This is a genomic window from Streptomyces sp. NPDC050508 (assembly GCF_040655155.1).
In the GTDB taxonomy this organism is placed as follows: domain Bacteria; phylum Actinomycetota; class Actinomycetes; order Streptomycetales; family Streptomycetaceae; genus Streptomyces.
Genome location: NZ_JBFAJJ010000007.1, coordinates 82,269 through 107,334 on the forward strand (window position 1 = coordinate 82,269; position 25,066 = coordinate 107,334).

Annotated in this window: 22 protein-coding genes and 2 tRNA genes; 20 read left to right on the forward strand and 4 right to left on the reverse strand. The window is 69.7% G+C overall.

The window, feature by feature from the left end:
* Nucleotides 1–10 precede the first annotated feature (10 nt).
* On the reverse strand, nucleotides 11–1,270 hold the full coding sequence (locus AB0I69_RS21315; protein ID WP_363097203.1) for a GNAT family N-acetyltransferase: 1,260 nt from the start codon (nucleotides 1,268–1,270) through the stop codon (nucleotides 11–13).
* Nucleotides 1,271–1,432: 162 nt separating this feature from the next.
* Here AB0I69_RS21315 and AB0I69_RS21320 point away from each other — a divergent pair, with 162 nt between their 5' ends.
* From AB0I69_RS21320 to AB0I69_RS21385, 14 genes are all read left to right on the forward strand, one after another.
* Nucleotides 1,433–2,611 carry a PP2C family protein-serine/threonine phosphatase gene (locus AB0I69_RS21320; RefSeq protein WP_363097204.1) on the forward strand — a complete coding sequence of 393 codons (1,179 nt, stop codon included), beginning with the start codon at nucleotides 1,433–1,435 and terminating at the stop codon, nucleotides 2,609–2,611.
* A 178-nt stretch (nucleotides 2,612–2,789) separates the two neighbouring features.
* Nucleotides 2,790–3,122, forward strand: coding sequence for a hypothetical protein (locus AB0I69_RS21325; protein ID WP_363097205.1), 333 nt, complete (start codon nucleotides 2,790–2,792; stop codon nucleotides 3,120–3,122).
* A 59-nt stretch (nucleotides 3,123–3,181) separates the two neighbouring features.
* Nucleotides 3,182–3,496, forward strand: coding sequence for a pore-forming ESAT-6 family protein (locus AB0I69_RS21330; protein WP_363097206.1), 315 nt, complete (start codon nucleotides 3,182–3,184; stop codon nucleotides 3,494–3,496).
* A gap of 104 nt (nucleotides 3,497–3,600) precedes the next feature.
* Nucleotides 3,601–4,011 carry a DUF6507 family protein gene (locus AB0I69_RS21335; RefSeq protein ID WP_363097207.1) on the forward strand — a complete coding sequence of 137 codons (411 nt, stop codon included), beginning with the start codon at nucleotides 3,601–3,603 and terminating at the stop codon, nucleotides 4,009–4,011.
* Nucleotides 4,008–6,683 carry an ADP-ribosyltransferase gene (locus tag AB0I69_RS21340; protein WP_363097208.1) on the forward strand — a complete coding sequence of 892 codons (2,676 nt, stop codon included), beginning with the start codon at nucleotides 4,008–4,010 and terminating at the stop codon, nucleotides 6,681–6,683. Before AB0I69_RS21335 ends, AB0I69_RS21340 begins: the two co-directional genes overlap by 4 nt.
* A gap of 41 nt (nucleotides 6,684–6,724) precedes the next feature.
* On the forward strand, nucleotides 6,725–7,129 hold the full coding sequence (locus AB0I69_RS21345) for a hypothetical protein (RefSeq protein ID WP_363097209.1): 405 nt from the start codon (nucleotides 6,725–6,727) through the stop codon (nucleotides 7,127–7,129).
* Between the two features lie 17 nt (nucleotides 7,130–7,146).
* Nucleotides 7,147–7,551 carry a hypothetical protein gene (locus AB0I69_RS21350; protein ID WP_363097210.1) on the forward strand — a complete coding sequence of 135 codons (405 nt, stop codon included), beginning with the start codon at nucleotides 7,147–7,149 and terminating at the stop codon, nucleotides 7,549–7,551.
* Nucleotides 7,552–7,557: 6 nt separating this feature from the next.
* On the forward strand, nucleotides 7,558–8,271 hold the full coding sequence (locus AB0I69_RS21355) for a DUF6508 domain-containing protein (RefSeq protein WP_363097211.1): 714 nt from the start codon (nucleotides 7,558–7,560) through the stop codon (nucleotides 8,269–8,271).
* A gap of 149 nt (nucleotides 8,272–8,420) precedes the next feature.
* Nucleotides 8,421–8,966, forward strand: coding sequence for an HD domain-containing protein (locus tag AB0I69_RS21360; RefSeq protein ID WP_363097212.1), 546 nt, complete (start codon nucleotides 8,421–8,423; stop codon nucleotides 8,964–8,966).
* 36 nt (nucleotides 8,967–9,002) lie between these two features.
* Complete coding sequence (locus AB0I69_RS21365) at nucleotides 9,003–9,290, forward strand: hypothetical protein (RefSeq protein WP_363097213.1); 288 nt, start codon at nucleotides 9,003–9,005, stop codon at nucleotides 9,288–9,290.
* A 14-nt stretch (nucleotides 9,291–9,304) separates the two neighbouring features.
* Nucleotides 9,305–10,660 carry a type VII secretion integral membrane protein EccD gene (eccD, locus tag AB0I69_RS21370; RefSeq protein ID WP_363097214.1) on the forward strand — a complete coding sequence of 452 codons (1,356 nt, stop codon included), beginning with the start codon at nucleotides 9,305–9,307 and terminating at the stop codon, nucleotides 10,658–10,660.
* A 25-nt stretch (nucleotides 10,661–10,685) separates the two neighbouring features.
* Nucleotides 10,686–11,840 carry a MinD/ParA family protein gene (locus AB0I69_RS21375; RefSeq protein ID WP_363097215.1) on the forward strand — a complete coding sequence of 385 codons (1,155 nt, stop codon included), beginning with the start codon at nucleotides 10,686–10,688 and terminating at the stop codon, nucleotides 11,838–11,840.
* 52 nt (nucleotides 11,841–11,892) lie between these two features.
* Nucleotides 11,893–15,870, forward strand: coding sequence for a type VII secretion protein EccCa (gene eccCa / locus AB0I69_RS21380; RefSeq protein WP_363097216.1), 3,978 nt, complete (start codon nucleotides 11,893–11,895; stop codon nucleotides 15,868–15,870).
* Nucleotides 15,871–15,905: 35 nt separating this feature from the next.
* A complete protein-coding gene (locus AB0I69_RS21385) occupies nucleotides 15,906–17,330 on the forward strand; it encodes a DUF6177 family protein (protein ID WP_363097217.1) in 1,425 nt (474 codons plus the stop codon).
* A gap of 24 nt (nucleotides 17,331–17,354) precedes the next feature.
* Here AB0I69_RS21385 and AB0I69_RS21390 read toward each other — a convergent pair whose 3' ends face one another.
* A complete protein-coding gene (locus AB0I69_RS21390) occupies nucleotides 17,355–18,461 on the reverse strand; it encodes an acyltransferase family protein (RefSeq protein ID WP_363097218.1) in 1,107 nt (368 codons plus the stop codon).
* Nucleotides 18,462–18,765: 304 nt separating this feature from the next.
* On the opposite strand from AB0I69_RS21390, the gene AB0I69_RS21395 reads away from it, so the two are divergent.
* The gene (locus AB0I69_RS21395) at nucleotides 18,766–18,960 is read left to right on the forward strand and encodes a hypothetical protein (RefSeq protein WP_026178055.1); all 195 of its coding nucleotides are present in this window, start codon (nucleotides 18,766–18,768) and stop codon (nucleotides 18,958–18,960) included.
* 77 nt (nucleotides 18,961–19,037) lie between these two features.
* Here AB0I69_RS21395 and AB0I69_RS21400 read toward each other — a convergent pair.
* Nucleotides 19,038–19,111 (reverse strand) — tRNA-Gly (locus tag AB0I69_RS21400).
* 164 nt (nucleotides 19,112–19,275) lie between these two features.
* Between AB0I69_RS21400 and AB0I69_RS21405 the strand changes: the two genes are divergently transcribed.
* The 5 genes from AB0I69_RS21405 to clpX all read left to right on the forward strand — a co-directional run bounded on the left by AB0I69_RS21405 (nucleotide 19,276) and on the right by clpX (nucleotide 24,020).
* Nucleotides 19,276–19,352: transfer RNA gene (locus AB0I69_RS21405), tRNA-Pro, on the forward strand.
* 181 nt (nucleotides 19,353–19,533) lie between these two features.
* The gene (gene tig, locus AB0I69_RS21410) at nucleotides 19,534–20,901 is read left to right on the forward strand and encodes a trigger factor (protein ID WP_363097219.1); all 1,368 of its coding nucleotides are present in this window, start codon (nucleotides 19,534–19,536) and stop codon (nucleotides 20,899–20,901) included.
* Nucleotides 20,902–21,239: 338 nt separating this feature from the next.
* Nucleotides 21,240–21,842: an ATP-dependent Clp protease proteolytic subunit gene (locus AB0I69_RS21415; RefSeq protein ID WP_363097503.1), complete on the forward strand. Its 603-nt coding sequence runs from the start codon at nucleotides 21,240–21,242 to the stop codon at nucleotides 21,840–21,842.
* A 50-nt stretch (nucleotides 21,843–21,892) separates the two neighbouring features.
* A complete protein-coding gene (locus tag AB0I69_RS21420; protein ID WP_363097220.1) occupies nucleotides 21,893–22,573 on the forward strand; it encodes an ATP-dependent Clp protease proteolytic subunit in 681 nt (226 codons plus the stop codon).
* 160 nt (nucleotides 22,574–22,733) lie between these two features.
* Entirely contained in the window at nucleotides 22,734–24,020 is a 1,287-nt protein-coding gene (clpX, locus tag AB0I69_RS21425; RefSeq protein ID WP_328683355.1) for an ATP-dependent Clp protease ATP-binding subunit ClpX, read from the forward strand.
* 90 nt (nucleotides 24,021–24,110) lie between these two features.
* On the opposite strand, the gene AB0I69_RS21430 is transcribed toward clpX, so the two are convergent.
* Nucleotides 24,111–25,040: a hypothetical protein gene (locus AB0I69_RS21430; protein WP_363097221.1), complete on the reverse strand. Its 930-nt coding sequence runs from the start codon at nucleotides 25,038–25,040 to the stop codon at nucleotides 24,111–24,113.
* Nucleotides 25,041–25,066 lie beyond the last annotated feature (26 nt).

The window sequence follows — 25,066 nt, forward strand, 5'->3', positions numbered from 1 at the left end:
TCCGGACGTTCTAGAACCCGTGCGGCAGCCAGGGCGCGACCGTCGACCCGAACGCCACCGAGGCCTCCGCCAGCGCCCCGGCCCGCAGCTCCCGCACCCGCCCGGCGCCCGCGAGTGACGCGAGGGACGCCCCGCCGAGATACGCGGCCGCCAACTCCCGTACGGGCAGGGCGAGATCGGCCGGTTCCCCGGTCCGCTTGCAGGACGCGCCCTTCGCGTCGCCGGTGAGCCGCCAACGCCCCTTGTTCCAGGGGCAGAAGACGTCCTCGACGTCGAACACGACGTCCACCGGCGTCTGGTACGTGCGCGCCTCCAGCGCGGCCCCCAGGTCCACCAGCCGTACGTGCAGCGAGTCCCGCTGCCGGACGGCGCACCGGCGGATGTCGGAGACGAGATGCTGCCAGGCGTCGTCGACGGGACGGCTGCGCATCGAGACCCTCCCCGTCAGGTCGATGTCGAAGAGGAACCGCCACAACGCCGCGTACACCGCCGGGTCCAGCGCCTCCAGATCGCGCAGCAGGACCTCGCCCTTCGGACCGTAGGCATCCCACTCGGGCTTGATGAAGTACCGTGTGTAGCCGACGACTTCACCTTCCCGCTCCGCGACCACGCACTGCAGCGGCGACGAGCCCTCCCGCTCGCTCGCCGGGTCCAGCAGCGGCAGATCCTCCCAGCCGGGCCGCCGCGCCAGCATCCCCGGCCGCCCGGCCACCTGCCGCGCGTACACCGCCTCGCACTCGTCGCGCACGGCCGCGGGGTCGGCGAAGCGCAGCCGTACGTCGTCCGTGCCCGGCGGCACCGAGAGCCGCACGCGGTCGGTGTCGATCTCGGCGGTCGTCGTCATCGTCGCGATGCCGTAGCCGAACCGGCCGTAGATCACCGGCTCGGAGGCCGTCAGTACGGCCAGCGGCTCGCCCCAGGACCGTACGTCGTCCAACTGCCGCCGCATCATCGACGTCAGGATGCCCCGCCGCCGGTGCGTGGCGGCCACGCCGACCATCGTGATGCCCGCTGCGGGGACGGAGGCGCCGCCGGGCACGGTGAGGCGGAAACTGAACGCGCCCGCCGTCCCCACGCACGCGTCCCCGTCCCAGACGCCGAGGGAGCGGTCGAACTCGGTGAGCTGTTCCCACAGCTCACGCTCCTCGGGTGACTCCGGGGCGCCACCGAAGGCGGTGACGAGGCTGTCGTACCAGGTGTTCCACTCGTCCCGGCGCAGCACCCGCAGCTCGGTCCGCCCGGCCCGCGTATTTCTCGTATCTGTCCCCATGAGCCATGCCTATCAGGGCATTGCGGGACGAGCCAGGGAATTTCCGCTCGGCGCCCGCACAGCGGCCTCTGGTGAAGTTCACTGTGAAGTTGAACCTCGCAGGGGGGACAAGTGGGACCTCCCGTGCCAAGCGGCTGGTCGGATGGATAGGGTCCCGAACTAATGGCAGCAGGACGAGAGCGGCGCGCGGAGGCCGACACGTTCATGGCCCGGTTGAGGAAGCTGGTTCACCGGGTCCGCACCGGCCTGCGCAGAAGTGCCGTCGACTACTTCCGCGGGGACGGCTCGGACTGGGTCGCGCTGGCCGGGCTGCTGATCACGATCCCGGTGATCGTGGCGATGACGCTGGCCAACGCGGTGTGGTTCTCACCGGCCGCGCTGGTCCTGCCGATCGTCGCGGGCGGCCTGCTGCTGCGGCCCGCGAGCCTGCTCGGCCTGTACGCGGCGGCGGCCACGGGTCTGATCGTCGAGTCGGTGAAGCTCGGCCCGTACACCGAGGGCCCGGCACGGGTGACTCCGGGCGTGGTGCTCGTGGTGGCCGCGTGCGGCTTCTTCGGGCTGCTGATCGCCCAGTTCCGCAGCCGGGTGGGCGTGCCCTGGCGGCGCGGCGGCACCATGCTCTTCGACCTGCGCGAGCGGATTCGCGTACAGAGCAAGCTGCCCCAACTCCCGCAGGGCTGGCACCGGGAGATGGCGCTGCGGCCGGCGGGCGGGCAGTCGTTCTCCGGCGACTTCGTCGTCGCGGCCCGCACGAACGGCGGCCGGACGATGGAGGTCGTCCTCACCGACGTCTCCGGCAAGGGCATGGACGCGGGCTCCCGCGCCCTGCTGCTGTCGGGCGCCTTCGGCGGCCTACTGGGCTCCCTGCCGCCACACGCCTTCCTGCCCGCCGCCAACGGCTACCTCCTCCGCCAGGACTGGGACGAGGGCTTCGCGACCTCGATCCACCTCGTCCTGGACCTCGACTCCGGTGACTACGAACTCTTCTCCGCCGGCCACCCGCCGGGCCTCCAGCTCAGCGCGGGCAGCGGACGCTGGGAGGAGAAGGCGGCCGAGGGCCCGCTGTTGGGTGTGTACGACGGCGCGCAGTTCGACCCTGTGAAGGGATCGCTGCGGCCGGGGGACGTGTTGATGCTGTTCACAGACGGTCTGGTGGAGACCTCCGACCGGGACATCGTCGAGGGCATCGACCGCCTCACCGGCGAGGCCGACCGCTATGTCGCCGGCGGCTTCCACGGCGCCGCCTGGCACCTGATCGAGGCAGTCGCAAAGGACGTCAACGACGACCGAGCCCTGCTGCTGGTCTGCCGGGAGGGCCCGACGGCCCAGGCGGGGCGCTGACGCGTCACCGGCGGCCGACGCGGTTCCTTCCCCGAGCTTCGGTTTCGGTGAGGAAAGTTTGCTGACTTTGTGATGGTGCAGGCCCCAGGTTGCCCGGACGATTCGGAAGTTGATACTGATGAATCCGTATGTGACACGAGCGGCGCACGCCGCATGAGCCTGTACGGGGGGAGCCGACATGAAGTTCGACATGGGTGCGCAGGCGCTGTCGACGTTGATGCGTGACTCGCGCGGATCGAGTCAGGATCTGGGGACGCTGATCCGGCAGTTGGTGCAGGCGGCTGAGCCGTTGGAGGGGAAGTTCAACGGTGGGGGCCGCGCGGCTTTCGATCAGTTCAAGGCGCGGGCGGACGGGATCACGAAGGAGCTGAACTCGTCGTTGGCGGCGATTCTGGGTGGCCAGTCCGGAATGGACAGCGCGTTCAGTACGGGTGACGACGAGCAGCGTGACAACGCCCGGCAGCACATGGGGTCGGCCAATTTCGACGCGGCGCGGTTCTCGGGCCGCTGAGAGTTCGGTTCGTTCAGGTCGTTCAGGTCGTTCAGGTTGTTTTCGGGGAGTGGTGTGTGATGGCGGGTGCGGGTGCGGATCGTCGTTCGTACGACACGACGGCGTCGGCGGACGTGCAGGGGAATCTCGCAGGGGTGATCGCCCAGTTGGAGGCGGTGATCTCCGGGCGGGACAAGCAGGTGAAGAAGGCGATGGCGGACTTCACCGCTGATGGTGTGGCGGATGAGTACCACGGCAAGGAGCACCGCTGGAACCAGGCCTCGCAGGAGGTCCGGAACATCATTCAGCTGCTGAAGACGACGATGGAGAAGAACGACTCGACGGCGCATTCGACGTTGGCGAAGGCGAAGTCGGCGGTGGACAACATCGGCTGAACCGTGGCCGGTTGGTGGTTCGTCGGTGGTTCACCGGGGCTGCCGCGGCTGTTGTGGTTCTTGATGGTTCGTGACGGCCGGGTGCCGGGTTCACGGGGGTTGGTATGACGGGCTGGGATCTGCATCCGCAGGGCATCCAGTATGTGCTGACGACGACGGGTACGACGGCGTCGCATCTGGAGACGTACGCCAAGGACTACGGCGCGCATCTGCAGTCGGCGGCGTCGAGCGCGGGCACGATCTCCGCGGACGGCGGATCGGGCGGGGCGTCGGGCGGTCAGGGTGGCAAGGACGGCGGGAAGGCACAGGGCGGCCTGGTGGCGTTGGCGCTGTCGCAGTACGCCGAACACGCGATGAAGGACCTGCAGTTCATCGCCGCGCGGGCGGGTAAGTCGATGCAGGGCGCGGTGGACGCGACGACGGCGTATCTGAACGGCGACGACGCGATGGCCGCAGAGGTGCAGCGCAAGGCGTCCATGCCTGGGGTGACGATGCCGGGAGTGGGCCAGAAGTGATCAATCCGGAGGAGATTCCTGAGTTCACCGGTGATCTGGAGCAGTTGGAGAAGGACTACGGCGCTCTGAAGAAGGACGCCGGGAACATCCGCTCCACGGGTGCGGACGTGCACTCGCAGTTCCAGGGGCTGTCGGCGTACTACCACGCTCCTGAGGCGGAGGCGTTGTTCGCGTCGACGAAGCCGGTGTCGGATCGCTCGGACACCTTCGCCACGGATCTGGAGACGGTCTCCTCGGCGCTGTCGGGATATGCGACCGAGATCCGTCCGCTGGTGGCGAAGCTGAAGCAGTTGAAGACGGAGGCGACAACATTCGTCGCCTCGGTCAAGGGGGACGACGACTGGGAGTACGACGGGGACAAGGTCGACAAGCACAACCGGATCCGGGATGACATCACGGCGGCGGTGGCGGCGTTCTGGGCCGCCGAGCGTACGTGCCACAACGAGATCACGGCGTTGTGGCACGGCACGCAGATGGTCGCAGGTGACGGCTCGGACAAGAAGAACCAGTACGGCTACAACGCGTCGGACCTGAAGGACGCGAAGCTGCCGTGGGGTGACCCGGTGGAGCAGAAGCACCACTGGTACGACGTCGGGCACTGGGTGAAGTCCTTCGTGTGGGACGGCCTGATCGTGGACGGCGTCTGGGGCACCATCAAGGGTCTGGGGACGCTGGTCGGGTTCGGCGGCTGGGACGCGATGGGGCAGGCGTGGAAGGGCCTGGCGCAGTTGGCGACCGGGCTGACGCTGTCGATGATGCCGGGTGCCCAGACCCTTTTCTGGGCGTTGCCGGACAAGGACATGCCGTCGTGGTTCCGTGAGTCGCGCAACACGATGAAGCAGACGGGGAAGGCGCTGCTGGCGTGGGACGAGTGGGGCAAGAATCCCGCGCGTGCGGCGGGTGCGGTCACCTTCAACGTCCTCACCACTGTCTTCACCGGTGGAGAGGGTGCGGCCGCGGCCGGGGCCGGCAAGGCGGGCGCGGTGGCCAAGGCGGTCTCCCTGGCCGGGAAGGCCGGCAAGATCATCGACCCGATGACGTACGTCATGAAGGGTGCCGGCGCCGGCCTGTCCAAGGTCGGCGACATCGCCAAGAACCTGAAGGGCATCGGCAAGGTCGACATCCCGACCCTTCCCGACGGCTCGGTACACCTCCCCGACGGCCGCCTCCTGCAGCCGAACGGAAACCTCCTCGACCACGCCGGCAACGTCGAGACGACCCCGATCCCGAAGGAAGCGGCGCCGGGACTCCCGTCCCATTGGACCGTCCCGGCGTCGGAACCGGCGTCCGTGGGCGTCTCTCACGCGGCGGACAACGGGGTACACGGGGGGCTCCCGCACGCGGCGGACAGCGTCTCCGGCGGGGTTCCCCACTCTGTGAGCAACGCCGTGCATGGCGGTGTCCCGCATGTTCCCGGGAACGGGATCCACGGCGGCATTCCGAAGTCCGTCGGGGACGGTGTCCACGGCGGGGTTCCCCACTCTGCGAGCAATGCCGTGCATGGCGGCAAGCCGCATATTCCGGGGAACGGGATCCACGGTGGTATCCCGAAGTCCGTCGGTGACGGTATCCATGGCGGGGTTCCGCACTCTGCGAGCAACGGCGTTCACGGAGGCGTCCCGCACGTCCCCAGCAACGGCATTCACGGAGGCGTCCCGCACGGCACGGGCGACGCGGTCCCGGCGGGCGCACACGTCGGTACGACGCCTTCGGCGTGGTACCACGAGACCCCGACGGCCCCCGCGCACGAGGTGCCGCACACCACCCCGCACGACGCTCCGCCGACCGCCCCGCACACGGGCGGCCACGACCCGCAGACGCTGCACGAGCCGGGCCACGACGCACCCGCGCACGACGGCGGCCATGACGGGCACGGTCACGACGGCACTGACCACCACGGCGACGTCGGCCACGGCGACGCAGGGCACGTCGATCCGCACGGTGGGATGGACACTGCCCTGCACGGCGCCGACGCCGGTCACCTGGGCACGGACGTGCCGGGGCACCGGGCCGGGGAGCCGTTCGAGTACAAGCCGTCCATGTCGAACGATGAGTTCGAGGCTCTCACGCCCGAGCAGCAGCACGCGGCGGCACTGGCCGAACTGGCGCACGGCACGAACCCCGCGCCCAGCGTCAGCAACGCGGCAGGGCTGGAGTACGGCCACGCGCACTGGAAAGAGTTCATGGACGGCCTCGACCCCGAGAGGAAGGAAGGGCTGGTCACCTACACCGGCTCCGCTTACGATCCCATCAACAACCATCTCCGTTTTGACACCAAAGTGCCCGATTCGATCTTGCACACCATCGACGAGATGGACAAGGTCATGGACGCTCGCCCCGTGCCCGAGGACATCATGGTTGTCCGCGGCACCGGCATCGGCCACCTCGGGCTCGATTCGCCGATGGAGTTGCAGGGCGGTGTCTGGGACGACAAGGCGTTCACCTCCACTGCAATCGGCAAGACGCCTCCGCCACCTTTCGACGCCAAGCCGGTGTGGATGCATCTGCGGGTGCCCAAGGACACGCCTGCCCTCTGGCTGGAGTCCATCACCCAGGTCAAGGGAGAACGTGAACTACTCCTCGCCCGCGGTACCGAGTACAAGGTGACGCGGGTCTTCGTGGACGAGGCGGGCAAGTGGCATGCGTACGGAGAGGTTCTGCCGAGGCCGTAGCTTCTTTGCGGAGCAGGGAGTGGCAAAGGAATGTGGACATCATGAACACTGAACGACCGATCAACCCGCGCTTTGACGATGACCTGCACTTCAACCTCGTGAAGCCGGGCCCGCCGAGGTACCAGACTCGGACCGAAAAGCCTGTGCGGTACTTCGAGGTGGCCGACAGAGAGAACGGTTTGGTTCTCGGATACGTGTGGGCCGGTGACGAGGATGACGCCGCCGCGTGGGAACCTCGGCAGGCTGCCGGACCCAGAGGGTTGATGGAGGGCCTCGGTTGGTTCAACCGTCTGGAGAAGGCCAAGGGACGGGGTATCCGACCGTCCCAGGCCATCGAGGAGATGCTGGCCGAACCGGCGACAGGCAAATTCGGCCGGGCCCTGCCGGACTCCCTGACCGACGCCCCGAACGCCGCGGCGGTCAAGGCCCTTGCCAAGGGTGACTAGCAGGGATGCGCACCGCCATGAGCAGTGAACGACCGATCAACCGGCGCTTCGACGAGGACGTGCACTTCAACCTCGTGTCTCCAGGGCCGCCGAAGTACCGGAACCGGACCGATAAACCGGTGCGGTACTTCACGGTGGTCGACAAGGAGGGCGGCGCGGTTCTCGGGTATGTGTGGGCCGGTGACGAGGACGAGGCCGCGGCGTACGAGCCGCGGCAGGCCGCAGGGCCTCGGGCGGTGAACGAGGGCGGCTTCTGGATCCGGCGGCTGCGCAACGCCAAGGAACGCGGCCTTCGGCCGTCCCAGGCCCTCGCCGAGTTTTCGGCCGGCCGGGACCCGGCCGGTAAGGGCCGTCCCCTGCCCGGCTCCCTCACCGACGCCCCGAACGCTGCCGCGGTCGAGGCCCTCGCCCAGGAGACCTGACCCCCCATGCAACACCCCGTCCAGTACGTCGCCGTCGAGACCCCCGACGGCGACGTCGTCGGATACATCTGGGCCGACTACGTCGAAGGCACCCTGAAGTGGACGCGGCGCGCAGCGACCGGTGCCGATGGGTATCGCCTCGGTGAGACATGGGCGGCCAAGGTGGCGGAGGCCGGTGAGGGAGGGCTCCCCCTGGCCGGCGCGCTGACCCGGCTCGCCCGTGACGCCGGCACCGGGCCCCCGGTCGGCGTCCGCGGACCCGAGGCCGTGGACGAACTCGCCCGCGCCGTCACCGAGGCCGACGACCGGCGCTTGCTGGCCCAGCTCGACCACGGCGACATCGAAGCCTGGCAGGAGCTGGCCGACGCCTACGTCGCCCTCACCGACGACGACCGTGACATCCGCTGGGGCGGAGGCGAGAAGAACGCGAACGGCGCGACCCAGTGGCCGTATCCGATCTACAGCGAGCCGCTGTGGCGGGTCGTCAGGGCCCTCTGGGGCATCGGTGCCGTCACCCCGGAGTACCGCTGGAGCTCCGCTCCGCCTCCCGCTGTGCCGCCCCATGGACGGCTGCGTCCCGCGGACGCCGTACGCGCCGCCACCTTCCTCGCGGTCGGTGAGCGCGTCAACGAGGGATCGGTGGACGAAGCCGTCCGGAACGGTCTGTTCGACGCCATGGTCGTCGCGCTCCTGGACCGGCACGCCGCACACGCCTCCTAGTGAGCCGGATTCGAAATCGGGACACCAGGTGTGCAGGTTCTGCGGAGGTTTCGGCGCCGTTCCCGGCAGTCCGGCCTCCCCGGGTACGCCGCCCCCGCGTCCATGTTTTATGTTGCACGGGCGAAGTCACGGGGACAGGGGGATGCGGTATGCCGTACGACGGGTTGCCCGCTCCTGTCATGACGCTCGCCGAGGTCGAGTCCGTCGCCCGTGCCGCGCACGCCGCCCAGCGGGACAAGGCCGGCCGGCCCTACGTCGAACACCTGGAGGCCGTCGCCGAAGGCGTACGCGCCCGCGGTGGCGGTTGCGAACTCATCGCCGCCGCCTGGCTGCACGACGCGGTCGAGGACGGTGTGCTGAGCGCGGAGTGGCTGGCGGCGGCCGCGCTCACCCAGCGCACCAAGGACGTCGTACGGGCCGTGACCAAGCGGCCGGCCGAGCAACCGCAGGCGTACGCGGAGCGGATCCTGGCCACCGAGGGCGCACGGCTCGTCAAGGCGGCCGACCTCGCGCACAACGCCGACCCGCGCCGGCTGGCCGTACTCGACGAGCCCACCGCACGGCGTCTGACGCGGAAGTACGCCGCCATGCGGCAGTACCTCGGCATCACCGCCGAAAACCCGGATATCCCAGGCATCCCTGACATCCCCGATATTCCTGGCATCCCTGAAACCTCCACGACCTCCGACGACTGACGACCGCACAGAGAACACAGGCACAGGACCAACTCAATGGCACGGGACTACGACAGCCAACTGCTGGAGTCGGTGGCGGTGCGCCGGCGCCGGATGCGCGACGCGCTGCTCTTCGGCGCGCAGCGCACCCGGCGCTCGGCCGACGAGCGGCTCGGGAAGGTGTTCGCGGGCATCGCCATCGCGGCCGTCCTGTGCGCCGGATGCGTCGGGTGGTCCTTCCTGCAGGCCACCCTGAACAAGCAGCAACAGCAGCAGGAGCAGCAGCAGTACAGCAGCCCCTCCGCACAGCCGTCCTCGGCATCCTCGGCCACAACTTCGCGATGAATGGGTTCCGGTAAGTGGTGAGTACAGCAACGACGTCCCGGACACAACTGAGCCGGGTCACCCTGGTCGGTGAGCGCCGGCGCGTCGACATCGTCCTGCCGTCGGACACCCCGATCGGCCAACTGCTGCCCGACATCCTGCAGTTGCTCGACGACCGGGCCGCCGCGCGGCCCATGACACGGCAACTGATCACCTCCGACGGCTCGGTGCTGCCGCACGAGGCCACGCTGTCGTCGTCCGAGGTGCCCGACGGCGCCGTGCTCCAGCTGGTGCGCGCCCATGCCGCGCCGCCCGCGCCCGTCGTGCACGACGTCACCGACCAGGTCGCCGACGACCTCGATCTGCGTGCCTGGCGCTGGCGGCCCGCCGCACGCCGGGCCAGTTCCGGGGTGGCCACCGTCGTGTTCGCCGTGGCCGCGGCCCTGCTGGCCCGGCGCGAGTTCGCGCTGGAGTCCGTCACCATCGCGCTCGCGGCCGTCACGGCCGTGTTCCTGGTCGCCGGCGCGCTCGTCTCGAAGATCGGCGACGGCAACCGCGGGCTCGCCACGGCGCTGCTGCTCGCCTCCGGGGGGCTCGGACTGCTCGCCGCCTGGACCGCCGCCGACGCCTACGGCTGGTCAGGACCGGCCCGGCTGGCCGGTGTCGTCGCGGCGCTGGTGCTCACTCTTGTGCTGCTCGCCTACTTCTCCCCGCTCGGCCGTGGCGCGCTCCTCGGGGCCGGCGCCACCGCCTTCATCACCCTGGTGTGGGAGGCCGTCGCCGCCGTGCAGGACCGGCCGGACCGGCTCGGTGCGGTGATGGCCGTGTTCTCCGTCGTGCTGCTCGGCGTGCTGCCGCGGCTGGCGCTGATGGCCTCGGGGCTGACGGGACTCGACGACCGGCGCTCCGCGGGCGCGTCGGTCAGCCGCCACCAGGTCGCCAACGCACTCGCCGCGACGCACCGCGGGCTCGCGCTGATCACCATCGCCACCGCCGTCTCGGCCGCCGCCGGCGGCTGGCTGCTGACCGCGGCCGGGCGGCCGACCGTGTGGACGGTGGCCCTCACCTCGCTCACCGCCGTGGTGCTGCTGTCCCAGGCCCGGGCTTTCCCGCTGGTCGCCGAGGTCGTGGCGCTGTTCTCCGGCGCCGCGCTGCTCGTCGTACGGCTCGCGGTGGAGTGGGTGGACCGCGCGGGCGGCGCCGGGGCGCTGGTACTGCTGTGCGTTGCCGGAGTGCTGCCGCTGCTGGTCCTCGCGGTCCAGCCGCCCGAGCATGTGCAGGTGCGGCTGCGGCGGACCGGCGACCTGATCGAGTCCCTCGGCGTGATCGGGCTCTTCCCGCTCGCCGTCGGGGTGTTCGGCATCTATGGGCAACTGCTCAACAAGTTCTGAGGCCAGGGCAGGAGTGAAGGGCGACATGCCGAGCGGGGACAACTGGCAGAGCGACGTGCTGCGCGATCTGAGGGGCGGTACGCCTCAGCATCAGCAGCCTGTGCCGCAGCAACAGCCACAACAGCCACAGTCACAACAGCAACAGCCACAACAGCCACAGGCGTACCCGGACCTGCCTCCTCAGCACCAGCAGCAGGCGTACCCCGACCCGCCTCCTCAGCACCACCAGCACCACCAGCCCCCGCCGGCGCAGCGCGTCACCCCCGACTCCCGGCCCGTGCTCGACAAGCGGCTCGCCGCCGCCGCGCTCAAGCCGCGCCGCGGTGAGGCGTTCGGTACCCGTGCCCTGCGCGCCGTACGCCGTACCGTCTCCTCCTCGGCGGCCCGTGAGGTCGCCGACAGCGCGGCGACCGCCGAGGTGCTGCAGCAGGCGGTCACCACCGGGCGGCAGATCGCGGTCACGTCCATCCGCGGTGGCTCCGGCAAGACGACGGTCGCCGCGCTGCTGGGCGCCGCCTACGCCCACTACCGCCAGGACCCGGTGCTCGTCGTCGAGGCCGACCCGGCGCTCGGCTCGCTGCCGCTGCGGCTCGGCGCGGAGACCCTGCGCTGGACCACCGGTGACCTCGCCGGACTGGTGGAACCGCAGATGTCGCTGCTCGACGTCACCGGCTACCTGGTCCAACTCCCCGGCAACGCCTGGCTGTTGCCCGGCAGCCAGGGCCAGGTCGGCGCCATGCTCGACACCGCGGGCTACGAGCGGGTCATGGTGTCGCTGCGCCGTTTCTTCGGGGTGACCGTCGTCGACTGCGAGACCCTGCCCGCCGAGGTCGCCCGTACCGCACTGTCCGCCGCGCAGGCCCGGGTGCTCACCGTGCCCGCGACGCTGGAGGGCATCGCCAGCACCCGCGCCGTCCTGGAGTGGATGCGCAACCTGCCCCCGTACGTGCTGGCCTCCACCGTCGTCGTCCTCACCGAGGTCGCACCGCACGCCGGCGTCGACCTGGGCAGGGCGACCCGGGAGCTGACCGAAGCCGGAGTCACCGTGCGGGTCCTGCCCTACGACCGCCACCTCGCGTCCGGCGGCACCATCCGTACGGATCTCCTCGCCCGGGCCACCCGGCACGCCGCCACCCGGCTGGCCGCCGACGTCTTCCAGCTCTCCCAGAAGCAGCGCTGACCGCCCGAAAAGAAGGGACCGAGGAATCCAACCCGAGGACCAGGCAACGTAGATGAGCACCCGACTGATCCACCGTCCCGCGCGCACCACCCGCCCGCCGGCCGCCCCCGAGCCGCGCACCATAGAGGCGCCGCCCAACCTGCCCGAGGGCAAGGCCGGTTCCGTGCTGCACTCGCTGCTGCCGGTCGCCGGGGTGATGTCGTCCGTCGTGATGATGACCATCGTGCGCAACAGCCAGTTCGCCGGGCTGGGCGCGATCATCCTCGTCGTCACCCTGGCCGGCTCCCTCGCCATGGCCTTCTCCCAGCGGGGCAAGGCCCAGCGCGTCCGCCGCACCCAGCGCGAGGCCTATCTGGCCTACCTGGAGGACCTGCGCGAACAACTGGCGAAGGAGGAACGCGAACGACGCGAGCGCGCGCAGGTCCTCAACCCGCCGCCGGACGCGCTGTACGACATCGTGCGCGACCCCGCCCGCCTGTGGGAACGGCGCCGGACGGACGGGGACTTCCTGCGGGTGCGCGTCGGCACCGGTCAGATGCCGGTGCGCGATCTACAGGTCGCCCAGCAGGGCTCCTCCGCGCTCACCCCGCCCGATCAGTTCATGCTCAACGAGGCCTCCGCGCTGACCTCCCGCTTCAGCACCGGCACCGAACTGCCGCTCACCGTCCCGCTCGACCGCGTCGGCAACATCAGCGTCATCGGCCCGCGCGAGGACACCCTGCGCGTCGCCCGCGCGCTGCTCGTCCAGGCCGCCGCCACCCACGCGCCCGACGACGTGGCCCTGGCCGTCGCGGCCCCCGGCGACCGGCTGGCCGACTGGGAGTGGGCCAAGTGGCTGCCGCACCTGCTGGACACCGAGCAGTCCGACGGCCCGGTCGCCGCCCGCCGTATCGCCCCCTCGCTGCCCCAGCTCGCCCGGCAGATCGGCGGTGAGCTGCGCCGCCGCGCCTCCTACGCGGCCGAGGTGCGCCGCGGCATGTCCGGCCAGGACGCGCTCGGCATGACCTCCCGGCTCCTCGTCGTCGCCGACGCGCACGGGGACGACGCCGTCGACCTGCCGCGCCCCGACGACGCGGTCGGCCTGCGGGACATGGGCGTCACCGTGCTGCACCTGCTCGACGAGCGGGTACGGGAGCCCGGCAGCGTCGGTGTGCGCATCACCGTCGACGGCGCCCGGATCGTCATCGAGGACCTGCGTGAGGCCGAGCCGATCAGCGCCCACGGCACGGTCGACGAGGTCGGCACCGCCTTCGCCGAGGGCCTGGCCCGGATGCTCGCCCCGCTGCGGCTGTCCGCGGAGTCCCTGGTCGGTGCCCCGCTGACCGGTCCGGTCGACTTCGCGGAGCTGCTCGGCATCGACGACGTCGCCGACCTCGACCTGGACCGGCTGTGGGCGCCACGCGGCGAACGCGCCTTCCTGCGCGTCCCGATCGGCGTCGGCGACAGCCACGAACCCGTGCTCCTCGACCTGAAGGAGTCCTCCGAGCTGGGCATGGGCCCGCACGGCCTCTGCGTCGGTGCCACCGGTTCCGGCAAGTCGGAGCTGCTGCGCACCCTCGTCCTCGCGCTGCTCGCCACCCATCCGCCGGAGGATCTCGCGCTGGTCCTCGTCGACTACAAGGGCGGAGCCACCTTCGCGCCCTTCGCGGACGTCCCGCACGTGGCGGGTGTGATCACCAACCTGGAGAACCAGGCCGGTCTCGTCGAACGCGTCCACGCCTCGCTCGCCGGCGAGGTCAAGCGGCGCCAGCAGGTCCTCAAGGAGGCGGGCAATGTCGCCGACATCGGTCACTACGCCGCCCTCCGGGCCGAGAAGCGCCCCGACCTCGACCCGCTGCCCCACCTGTTCGTCGTGATCGACGAGTTCGGCGAACTCCTCACCGCCAAGCCGGACTTCATCGACCTGTTCCTGTCCATCGGCCGCATCGGCCGCTCCATCGGCGTCCACCTGCTGCTGTCCAGCCAGCGCATCGAGGGCGGCAAGCTCAAAGGCCTGGACACCTACCTGTCGTACCGGCTCGGCCTGCGCACCTTCTCCGCCGACGAGTCCCGCACGGTCCTCGACACCACGGACGCCTTCCACCTGCCCCCGCTGCCGGGCTTCGGCTACCTCAAGGTCGACACCAGCCACTACGAGCGGTTCAAGGCGGGCTACGTCTCCGGTGCCTACCGCGGCCCCGTCCAGCGCGACACCGAGGACACCGGACCGCTCGCCCTGGAGTATCCGGCGTACAACACCCTGGGCCAGGACAAGAGTTCGGGGCCCGAGGAGCCGCAGATGCGGCGCCGGGAGACCGGGCTGACCGAGATGGGCGTCATGGTCCGGCAGATCGAGAACGCCGACACGAGGCCCGTACGCCAGATCTGGCTGCCTCCGCTGCCCGGCGCCGTCGCCCTCGACCAGGTCGCAGGACCCGTCGAGGTGGGCGCGCGTGGCATGCAGCTCGCCCGGCGCCGAGGCCCGCTCCAGGTGCCGCTGGGCATCCTGGACGATCCGGCCCGGCAGCGGCAGGGCCAGTGGTACCTGGACCTCACGGTGGCGGGCGGACACGCGGTCGTCATCGGCGGCCCCCAGTCCGGCAAGACCACCCTGCTGCGCACCCTGGCCCTGTCCCTGGCCCTCACCCACACCCCGCAGGAGGTCGGCGTCTACGGCCTCGACCTGGCCGGCGGCGGTCTGCAGGCGCTGTCCGGCCTGCCACACGTGGGCGGGGTGGCCGGCCGGGCCGACCGGGAGCGGTGTGCCCGCACCGTCGACTCCGTGCGCGGCATGCTGGACCAGCGCGAGGAGCTGTTCCGCCGCCACCACATCGACTCCCTGGAGCAGCTGCGCACCCTGCGCGCCGCGGGCCGCGTCCCCGAGCTGGCCTCCACGGAGATCGTGCTGCTCATCGACGGCTTCGGTGCCCTGCGCGACGACTTCGAGGAACTCGACGAAGGGGTCGGCGACATCCTCAAGCGCGGCAGCGGCTACGGCATCCACGTGGTCGCCGGCATGCTGCGCTGGAACGACGTGCGCATCGCCGCCCAGTCCCAGTTCGGCACGCGGGTGGAGCTCCGGCTGAACGACGCCGGCGAGTCCAGCATCGAGCGCAAACTCGCGCAGACCCTCTCGCCCGACGAGAAGGGGCGCGTCCTCACCGACACCAAGCTCTTCGCCCAGGTCGCCCTGCCCCGCACGGACGGCGTCGCCGACACGGCCGACCTCGGCACGGTCCTGGAACACACGGCCCGTACGATCCGGGCGACCTGGTCCGGCGAGACCGCCCAGCCGGTCAGGGTGCTGCCGCACGTCCTGGAGCCGCACCTGCTGCCCGGCCCGGCGGCCGAACCGCGCCGGGTCCCGATCGGCCTCGACCAGACGCAGCTGGCGCCCGTCCTGCTCGACCTGTTCGAGCACGACCAGCACCTGCTGATCATGGGCGACAGCGAGTGCGGCAAGACCAACCTGCTCAGGGCCGTCGCGGAGGGCCTGATCGAGCGCTACAGCGCGGACGAGCTGGTCTTCGGGGTCATGGACCCGCGCCGTGGACTGCGCGGCGCCGTCCCGGAGGAGTACCGGGGCGGCTACGCCTACAACGCCAAGCTGTGCGCGGGTCTGTCTGCGGGCATCGCCACCGAACTGGAGAAGCGGCTGCCCGACGAGAGCGCGGACGGCGCGGACCTGGAACCCGGCAGCTGGGGCTCGGGCCCGCGGATCGTGATCCTCGTCGACGACTACGACGTCCTCACCACCGCAGGCCAGCAGCCGCTCGCCCCGTTCCTGCCGTACATCCCCTCGGCCCAGGACATCGGCCTCCACTTCGTCCTCACCCGCCGGGTCGCGGGCGCCTCCCGAGGCCTGTACGAGCCGCTGCTGCAGAGCCTGCGCGAGTCCGGCGCCTCGGCGCTGGTGATGGCGGGCGACCGCAGCGAGGGCCAGCTCTTTCCCGGTGTGTACGCCGGCCAACAGCCGTCCGGTCGCGGCGTCCTGGTCCGCAGGGGCGAGCCGAACCGACTGATCCAGACCGTCCACGCGGGCAACAGGTAGGACCCGGTGGGAACAGGCAACGGGACGAGGTACCCATGACGAAGGATGTCGTCGCTCTCACCAGGACGATGCCCGACCCGCTGAGCGTGCTCGCGGGGCTGCTGGCCGGTGGCCCGGACATGCTGGCGGGCGTCGAGGGGGACGGCGCGGTGGTGCAGCTCTGCGACGAGCGGGGCCGTCCCCTCGTCTCTATCGAGGCACCCCTGCTGGTGCGGGTCAGGGGAGAGGCGCAGCGGCTGCTCGGGGCGACCGAGCCCGAGGTGCCGTACTGGTGGACCGAGGCCCGTGCCACCACCGGCGTCAAGGAGGCCGAGGAACTCGCCGGTACCTTCGCGGCCCGCGTCGCCACCCTGGTCGGCGGCACCGCCTGGCCGCCGCAGGCGGCGCGGTCGCTGGCGGTGGTCGACACCGACGGGGTGCGTGCGGTGTCGGCTCCGGCCGCGGCGCAACCCGCCGTGGACGTGCTCACCGACAAGGTCGCCGTGGTGATCCAGGACCGCCCGGTGGTCGCGATGACCGCCTGGCTCTCGAACGCCTTCAAGGCCGTCGCCAACGCCGGACTGGGCCTGCAGATCGTCACCCCCGCCGGCACGCGCCTGTCCCCGGCGGTCCGCGGCAACCTGCCGGGCTGGCCCTCGCGCTGGGTGGTGCAGGACGAGAAGGACGGCTACTACGACGGACTGTCCGGAGCCGTACTGCGCTGGGACAACGGCCTGTTCGTGACGGTCGGGTCCCCGGACGCCACGTCGGAGGACCCCCGCACCTCCGTGGCCGAGTCGTTCACCCCCGAGGTCGCCGACGACGGCGAATGCCAGCTGGCCGTGTCCTTCCGGGCCGTCCACCCGGCGGACGAGCGCCTCGTGCTCGGCGGCGCGCTGGAAGCCGTATGGCGTGAGCTCACCGGTGAGCCGCCGGCCGGCTGGGGCACCGAGGAGCCCGCCAACCTGCCTTGGTCGCTGCGCCAGTTGACGGATGTGGCGTACGAGCGGGCGCCCGAGCCGACCTGGCTGGTGGTCGTCGGCAGTCCGGAGCGCCCGGGCCTCGCGACGGTTCGGATCAGCCGTACCGAGGGCGGTGTGGAGGAGGACGTCACGCTGGCGTTCGGCTACGGCCCGGGTGAGACGGTGCCGACGGACGCCGACGTGACCCGGGCGGCGGAGGTCCTCGCCACCCGGCACGATCTGCAGTCGATGCTGGTCCAGGTCCGCCGGGCCCGCCGCGACCTGTCCGTACCGCCGCGCTTCGAGGGGCCCGGCGTCCCGTACGCCTTCGTCCTCGGTGCCGAAGAGGTACGTGAGATGCCCGGCGACCGGGCCAGGCGCACCCCGCTGCCGTGGCAGCCGCGCGAGTTGGGTCCGAAGAGGCGTCCCGCGTTGTACTACCCCTTCCGGGGCGACCCCTCGGACCTAGCGGGATGGGCGGACTTCGAGCGCCTGATGAGGCACCTCAAGGGCGCCTGAGACACCTCGGCGGTGCTCGGGTGCTCAGCCCACCAGCACTCTCTGTCGCTCACGCGCGACTTCGGCCGCTTCCTGCCTGAACGCCCACTCCATGCCCGGCTCGACCGCGAAGCGGAACACCCGTCGTACGGGTGGGGTGCACAGCAGCGTGACGGCGGTGACCGCGAGGGCGGTCACGAGGGCCACGCCGTAGGGCCGGTGCAGCCAGGCGTGGTCGAACAGGCCCGCGTAACCGGCGCCCTTGATCAGGAACCCGTGCAGCAGATAGCCGTACAGCGTGCCCGCGCCGAGCGCCGTGAACCACGTCTTCCGGCTCGGCACCCAGGAGTAGAAGCCGGCGGTCAGCAGCAGCGAGCAGCCGAACATCGCGAGCATCATCACCGGCCCGACCCACCAGGGAGCGCCGAACTCCTGGGCGGAGTCGTGGTGGTAGAACCAGCCGGCGTTCATCCGCGGCACCGCCCACCAGCCGACCACCAGCGCGCTCACGAACACCGGCACGGCCAGGATCCGCATCTCACGGCGGCGCACCAACTGGAAGTGCTCGGGCTTCAGGACGAGGCCGAGCACGAAGTACGGCAGGAACTGCGCCAGCCGCTGCAGATCGAAGTCGTCGGTCATCTTCGGGGTGCAGGACGCGAGCATGGCGATGCCGAGGGCGATCGGCAGGGGGTGGCGGACCAGTTTCCAGATCGGGGTGGTCAGCCGCCAGATGAACAACGCGCACAGGAACCAGGTCAGATACAGCGGGTCGAGGAGGGTGATCTGCTGGTGCGGGTCGTCGTTGGCGTAGCGGCTGAAGAGCGAGTAGGCGATCTCGAAGAGGATGTACGGCACGGCGACTCCGGTGAGGAGCCGCTTCAGCCGGGCGGGGCTCAGGTCGAAACTTCGGGAGAAGTAGCCGGAGATGATGATGAAGGCCGGCATGTGGAAGCTGTACACGACCATGTACAGGCCCTGAAGCACTCTGTTGTCGCCCTTGAGGGGCTCCCAGGAGTGCCCGATGGCGACCAGCAGGATCGCCAGGTACTTCGCGTTGTCGAAGAACGCGTCGCGCTGTTTGGTCTGTTCGTTCTGTTCGTTCTTTTTGCTCTGTTCGTTCTGGCCGGAGGGCGTGGCAGCGTGGAACATCTGAGGCACCCTAGCGTTGCCTGTGGGAATCGGTAAAACCATCGGACGCGCGTCCGAAATTTATCCGAGATGTCACGATTCATGCCCATCAAAAGTCGCAAATAGGCATGCCGGGAACGCTCGTTCGTGTGCTTGTGCCAATAGTTCGAACGAACTGCGAACGCGTCTCTTCCGAACCTTTGCGACCAACGATGCGTCACCCGCCGCATAGGTGGGCCGCGTTGGTGGCACGATGGTTCTGGCGGGGTGCGCGGGGTCGCGTCCCCGGGCCGGGAGTGCGGACCGACCGAGGGTGTGATCAGTTGTGGCCATTTCACTGTCTGTGGTGCTGCTGTTGGCGATCATCCTGGTGGTGTTGATCCGAGGGGGATCGATCAAGGCGGGCCCAGCCATAGTCGCGATCCTCTTCGGCTTCTTCCTCGCCTCGACCGGCATGGCACCGTCCATCAACCGGTTCCTGAACTCGATAGCGGAGACGATCAACTCGATCAGCTTCTGAGCCCGGACCGGGAGCGTTGCCGGGAACGACTCAGGGCCAGGCGGAGAAATGATCCTCCGACCTGGCCCTGAGATGCCTGGAGCGGGCGACGGGAATCGAACCCGCGTAGCTAGTTTGGAAGACTAGTGCTCTACCATTGAGCTACGCCCGCACATGACGCGCCGCAGGTCAGACGACCGCGGCACAGAAGGCATCGTAGCGGGTCGGGTGCCCTCGGCGCACACCGCATTCCCCATGCCCCTTCCGGCACCCCGGCGCTCGTGAAATGCGGCGGCCCGACCGGCTGCGGGCATGTACCCTACGTGTCGCACCAGACGGGGTGTGGCGCAGCTTGGTAGCGCGTCCGCTTTGGGAGCGGAAGGCCGTGGGTTCAAATCCCGCCACCCCGACCACCTGCCGGACCTCCGGGACCGGTACCTAACGAGATCGCCTTTTGGGGGGTCTCGTCGCTGCGGCTACTATGCAAGCTGCGCGCCCGTGTGTCTCACACTCTGAAGTCCTCCGGGCGACCAGAAACCGCCGGACCTGTCTGGGTCCGCAACCCAAGAAGTCAGCCCCCAAGGAGACCGAACCGTGAAGAGCGCCGTGGAGACCCTGAACCCGACCCGGGTTCGGCTCAGCATCGAGGTGCCCTTCGAGGAGCTCAAGGACAGCCTCGACGCGGCGTACAAGAAGATCAACCAGCAGGTCACGGTGAAGGGCTTCCGGAAGGGCAAGATCCCGGCTCGCGTCATCGACCAGCGGTTCGGCCGCGGTGCGGTCCTGGAGGAGGCGGTCAACGACGCGCTTCCGAAGTTCTACACCGAGGCGGTCAACGAGGCCGAGCTCAACGTCCTGGGCCAGCCCGAGGTCGACATCACGGACCTGAAGGACGGCGAGACGCTGAACTTCACCGCCGAGGTCGACATCCGCCCGGCCATCGAGATCCCGGACTACTCGGGCATCGAGGTCGAGGTCGACGCCGTAGAGGTCAGCGAAGAGGACATCGACGAGTCGGTCGAGCAGCTCCGCGAGCGCTTCGCGGCGACCTCCCCGGTCGAGCGCGCCGCCGTCGACGGTGACGTCGTCACCCTCGACCTGGAGGCCAAGGTCGACGGCGAGGTCCTTGAGGACGGCGTCGCCGAGGGTGTCTCCTACACCATCGGTTCCGGCGAGCTCCTCGAAGGCATCGACGAGGCCGTGACGGGCCTGGAGGCCGGTGGCGAGGCCACCTTCGCCTCCGAGCTCAAGGGCGGCTCCGCGGCCGGCCAGGAGGCCCAGGTCACCGTCAAGGTCACCCAGGTCGCCGCCCGCGAACTGCCCGCGCTGGACGACGAGTTCGCACAGCTCGCCTCCGAGTTCGACACTCTGGAGGAGCTGCGCGCGGACAGCCGCAAGCGCCTGGAGAACATGAAGCAGTACGACCAGGCCACGCAGGCCCAGGAGCGCGTCCTGGAGAAGCTGCTGGAGCTCGTCGAGGTGCCCGTCCCCGAGAAGCTCCTTGAGGACGAGATCAACACCCGCAAGCACAACCTGGAGCACCACCAGCTCGGCCAGATGGGCCTCGACCTCGAAAAGTACCTGGAGATCCAGGGCAAGACGGCCGAGGAGTTCGACACCGAGACCAAGGAAGCCGCGGTCAAGGGCATCAAGACGCAGTTCGTCCTCGACGAGCTCGTCAACAAGGAGAAGCTGAACGTCAACCAGGAGGAGCTCACCGAGCACCTCATGCGGCGCGCGGCCTCCTCCGGCATGTCCCCCGACCAGTTCGCCCAGGCCGTCGTCGAGGGCGGCCAGGTTCCGCTCCTGGTCGGCGAGGTCGCCCGCGGCAAGGCCCTGGCAGTCGTCGTAGAGGCCGCCACGGTCAAGGACACCAACGGCGAGATCGTCGACCTGGACGACGAGGACGACGAGACGGCCACCGAGACGGCCGAGGCCGTCGAGGAGCCGACCGAGGCGTAAGCAAACGCACACGAGGGCCCTGGGGACATCGAACCCCGGGGCCCTTTTGTCATACGCCCATTGGACGCGCCCGAAGGGGCGCGGGGAACTGCGCGACCAGCCCCCACGAACCCGCAGCCCCGCCACGAACCGAACCCACCCCACCGCGAGGGATTCCGCTCAGGCCAGCGCAGCGATGTGCTGACAGCGAACAGTTCCCTTTGCGGGATTCCCCGGAGGGACCCGCGCGTTAGGGTCCATGAATACGAGGGCAGGGGAGTCCCCGTTGCCCCCGGCAGTACACGTGAGACGGCCCGGCGCCGTCGTAAAGACGAGCAGGTGGATACGTGACGAATCTGATGCCTACAGCCGCCGGCGAGCCCTCTTTCGGTGGCCTCGGCGACCAGGTCTACAACCGGCTGCTCGGCGAGCGGATCATCTTCCTCGGCCAGGCGGTCGACGACGACATCGCGAACAAGATCACCGCGCAGCTGCTGCTCCTTGCCTCCGACCCGGAGAAGGACATCTTTCTGTACATCAACAGCCCCGGTGGTTCGATCACCGCGGGCATGGCGATCTACGACACCATGCAGTACATCAAGAACGACGTGGTGACCATCGCCATGGGCATGGCGGCCTCGATGGGCCAGTTCCTGCTCAGCGCCGGCACCCCCGGCAAGCGCTTCGCGCTGCCGAACGCCGAGATCCTGATCCACCAGCCCTCGGCCGGCCTCGCCGGTTCCGCGTCGGACATCAAGATCCACGCCGAGCGGCTGCTGCACACCAAGAAGCGGATGGCGGAGCTGACCTCCTTCCACACCGGCCAGACGGTCGAGCAGGTCACCCGTGACTCGGACCGCGACCGTTGGTTCGACCCGATCGAGGCCAAGGAGTACGGCCTCATCGACGACATCATGCCCACGGCCGCCGGTATGCCGGGCGGCGGCGGCACCGGGGCCTGAGGCCCCAGGACAGCCCCCAGCCGACCGCCACAGCCCCCAGGAGAGAGACAGTGAACGACTTCCCCGGCAACGGCCTGTACGAGCACGCACGCGCCGAATACACGGCTCCCGCCGCCGAGTCCCGTTATGTGATCCCGCGTTTCGTCGAGCGCACCTCGCAGGGCGTCCGTGAGTACGACCCGTACGCGAAGCTCTTCGAAGAGCGCGTGATCTTCCTCGGTGTCCAGATCGACGACGCGTCCGCCAACGACGTCATGGCGCAGCTGCTGTGCCTGGAGTCGATGGACCCCGACCGCGACATCTCGATCTACATCAACAGCCCGGGCGGCTCCTTCACGGCGCTGACTGCGATCTACGACACGATGCAGTTCGTGAAGCCCGACGTCCAGACGGTCTGCATGGGCCAGGCCGCGTCCGCCGCCGCCGTCCTGCTGGCGGCCGGTACGCCGGGCAAGCGCATGGCGCTGCCGAACGCGCGCGTGCTGATCCACCAGCCCTACAGCGAGACGGGCCGGGGCCAGGTCTCCGACCTGGAGATCGCGGCCAACGAGATCCTCCGCATGCGTGCCCAGCTGGAGGACATGCTGGCCAAGCACTCGACGACGCCGATCGAGAAGATCCGCGAGGACATCGAGCGCGACAAGATCCTCACGGCCGAGGACGCCCTGGCGTACGGCCTGATCGACCAGATCATCTCCACCCGGAAGATGAACAACGCCGACGTCCGCTGACCCGGACCTGTATCGTCCACCACCCCTCGGCACGGTCCACGTGGAAGTGAACCGTGCCAAGGGGGGCCCGAACGGGGGGCCCGGCAAGGTACCGTCGGACATAAGGCAGCACCAGGAGCCGCTGGACCTAGGCGTCTCCCAGGCGAAGGGGAAGCACACCGTGGCACGCATCGGTGACGGCGGCGATCTGCTCAAGTGCTCGTTCTGCGGCAAGAGCCAGAAGCAGGTCAAGAAGCTCATCGCAGGGCCCGGTGTGTACATCTGCGACGAGTGCATCGACCTCTGCAACGAGATCATCGAGGAAGAACTCGCGGAGACGAGCGAGGTGCGCTGGGAGGAACTCCCCAAGCCCCGCGAGATCTACGAGTTCCTTGAGGGCTATGTGGTCGGGCAGGAGTCCGCCAAGAAGGCGCTCTCCGTCGCGGTGTACAACCACTACAAGCGCGTCCAGGCCGGTGAGCACGGCGGCGGCCAAAACCGCGAGGACGCCATCGAGTTGGCGAAGTCCAACATCCTGCTGCTCGGCCCCACGGGCTCGGGCAAGACGCTCCTGGCACAGACCCTGGCCCGCATGCTGAACGTCCCGTTCGCGATCGCCGACGCGACCGCGCTCACGGAGGCGGGCTACGTCGGCGAGGACGTCGAGAACATCCTTCTCAAGCTCATCCAGGCCGCTGACTACGACGTCAAGAAGGCCGAGACGGGCATCATCTACATCGACGAGATCGACAAGGTCGCGAGGAAGAGCGAGAACCCCTCGATCACCCGTGACGTGTCCGGCGAGGGCGTGCAGCAGGCCCTGCTGAAGATCCTGGAGGGCACCACCGCCTCCGTCCCGCCGCAGGGCGGACGCAAGCACCCCCACCAGGAGTTCATCCAGATCGACACGACGAACGTCCTGTTCATCGTGGGCGGCGCCTTCTCGGGCCTGGAGAAGCTCATCGAGTCCAGGGCCGGCGCCAAGGGCATCGGCTTCGGCGCGACGATCCGCTCGAAGCGGGAGCTGCAGGCCAAGGACCAGTTCGAGGACGTCATGCCCGAGGACCTGGTCAAGTTCGGCATGATCCCCGAGTTCATCGGCCGGCTGCCCGTCATCACCTCGGTCCACAACCTGGACCGCGAGGCCCTGCTCCAGATCCTCATCGAGCCGCGCAACGCACTCGTCAAGCAGTACGAGCGCCTCTTCGAACTCGACGGCGTGGAGCTGGACTTCGAGCGCGAGGCCCTCGAAGCCATCGCCGACCAGGCCATCCTCCGCCAGACCGGCGCCCGCGGCCTGCGCGCCATCATGGAGGAAGTCCTCCAGGGCGTCATGTACGAGGTCCCGTCCCGCAAGGACGTGGCCCGCGTCGTCATCACGGCGGACGTCGTCCTGTCGAACGTCAACCCGACCCTGATCCCGCGCGACGCGCGCGGCCGGGGCCCGGGCGAGCAGAAGACGGCGTAGCGACAAGTCCTTTCACTGCGAAGGGGCCCAGGTCAGTCCAACTGACCGGGGCCCCTTCGCAGTTGAGCCGTGGCTACGTCGTCTACGCCATCAGGCCTTGACGCGCACGTCGTTGCGGACCTTCGCGGTCAGCGCCGCCGCGTCCGAGAGGGAGCTGCTCTTGCCCGCCGCCAGGGCGGCCATGTCGTACGACAGCACATAGGCGACGGTGCTGTGGTCGCCCCAGATGCAGAACGGCATCTTCGCCGTCGTACCCTTCGAACTGCTCTCGATCTCCTGGCACTTCATGACACCGTTGCTGAAGCCGGCCGGGGTGAACGCCTGCGGGCTGCCGACGAGCTTGCCGTCGGAGGAGGAGCCCGACGAGGAGTCCTTCTTCATCTGGGCGAACATCGCGTCGACGACCTTGGCCGGGTCGTCGATGCTGCCGTACACACCGGAGATCAGCAGCTGCTTGGCGGTGAGACCGGTGCCCGAGGTGTAACCCGCGCTGACGTCCTTGGGGTTGTCGATGCCCCACGACTGCGCGTCCTTGAGGTCGGAGTCGGTCATCTTGCCGGAGCCGGAGTCGCTCTTCTTGTACTGACCGTCGAGGATCGTCGCCGGCGTCGTCAGCTTGTGCGCGCCGTCGTCGCCCACGCCGCCGCTGCCGCTGCCGCCGCCGATCACGAAGTACGCCCCGACCGCGATGGCGGCCACGACCGCCACCGCGCCGATGACGATCCCCGTCCTCTTCTTCCCGCCACCGGGCGCGGGCGGCTGCGGAACACCGTACGGAGGCTGGCCGTACGGCGGCTGCTGGCCGTAGGGGCCCTGCGGCGGGACGCCCTGCGGGGGCTGGGGCTGCTGCGGGTAGCCGTAGCCGGGTTGGGCGGGCGGAGCCTGCTGGGGGTAGCCGTAGCCGGGCTGAGGCGCGCCCTGCGGCGCCTGCTGAGGAGGCTGGCCGTAGGGGCCCGGCTGACCGTACGGGCCGGGCTGCTGAGGCTGCCCGCCGTACGGGCCCGGCTGGTTGTAGCTCATTCTGGGTTCCCCTCCAGATGCTTATG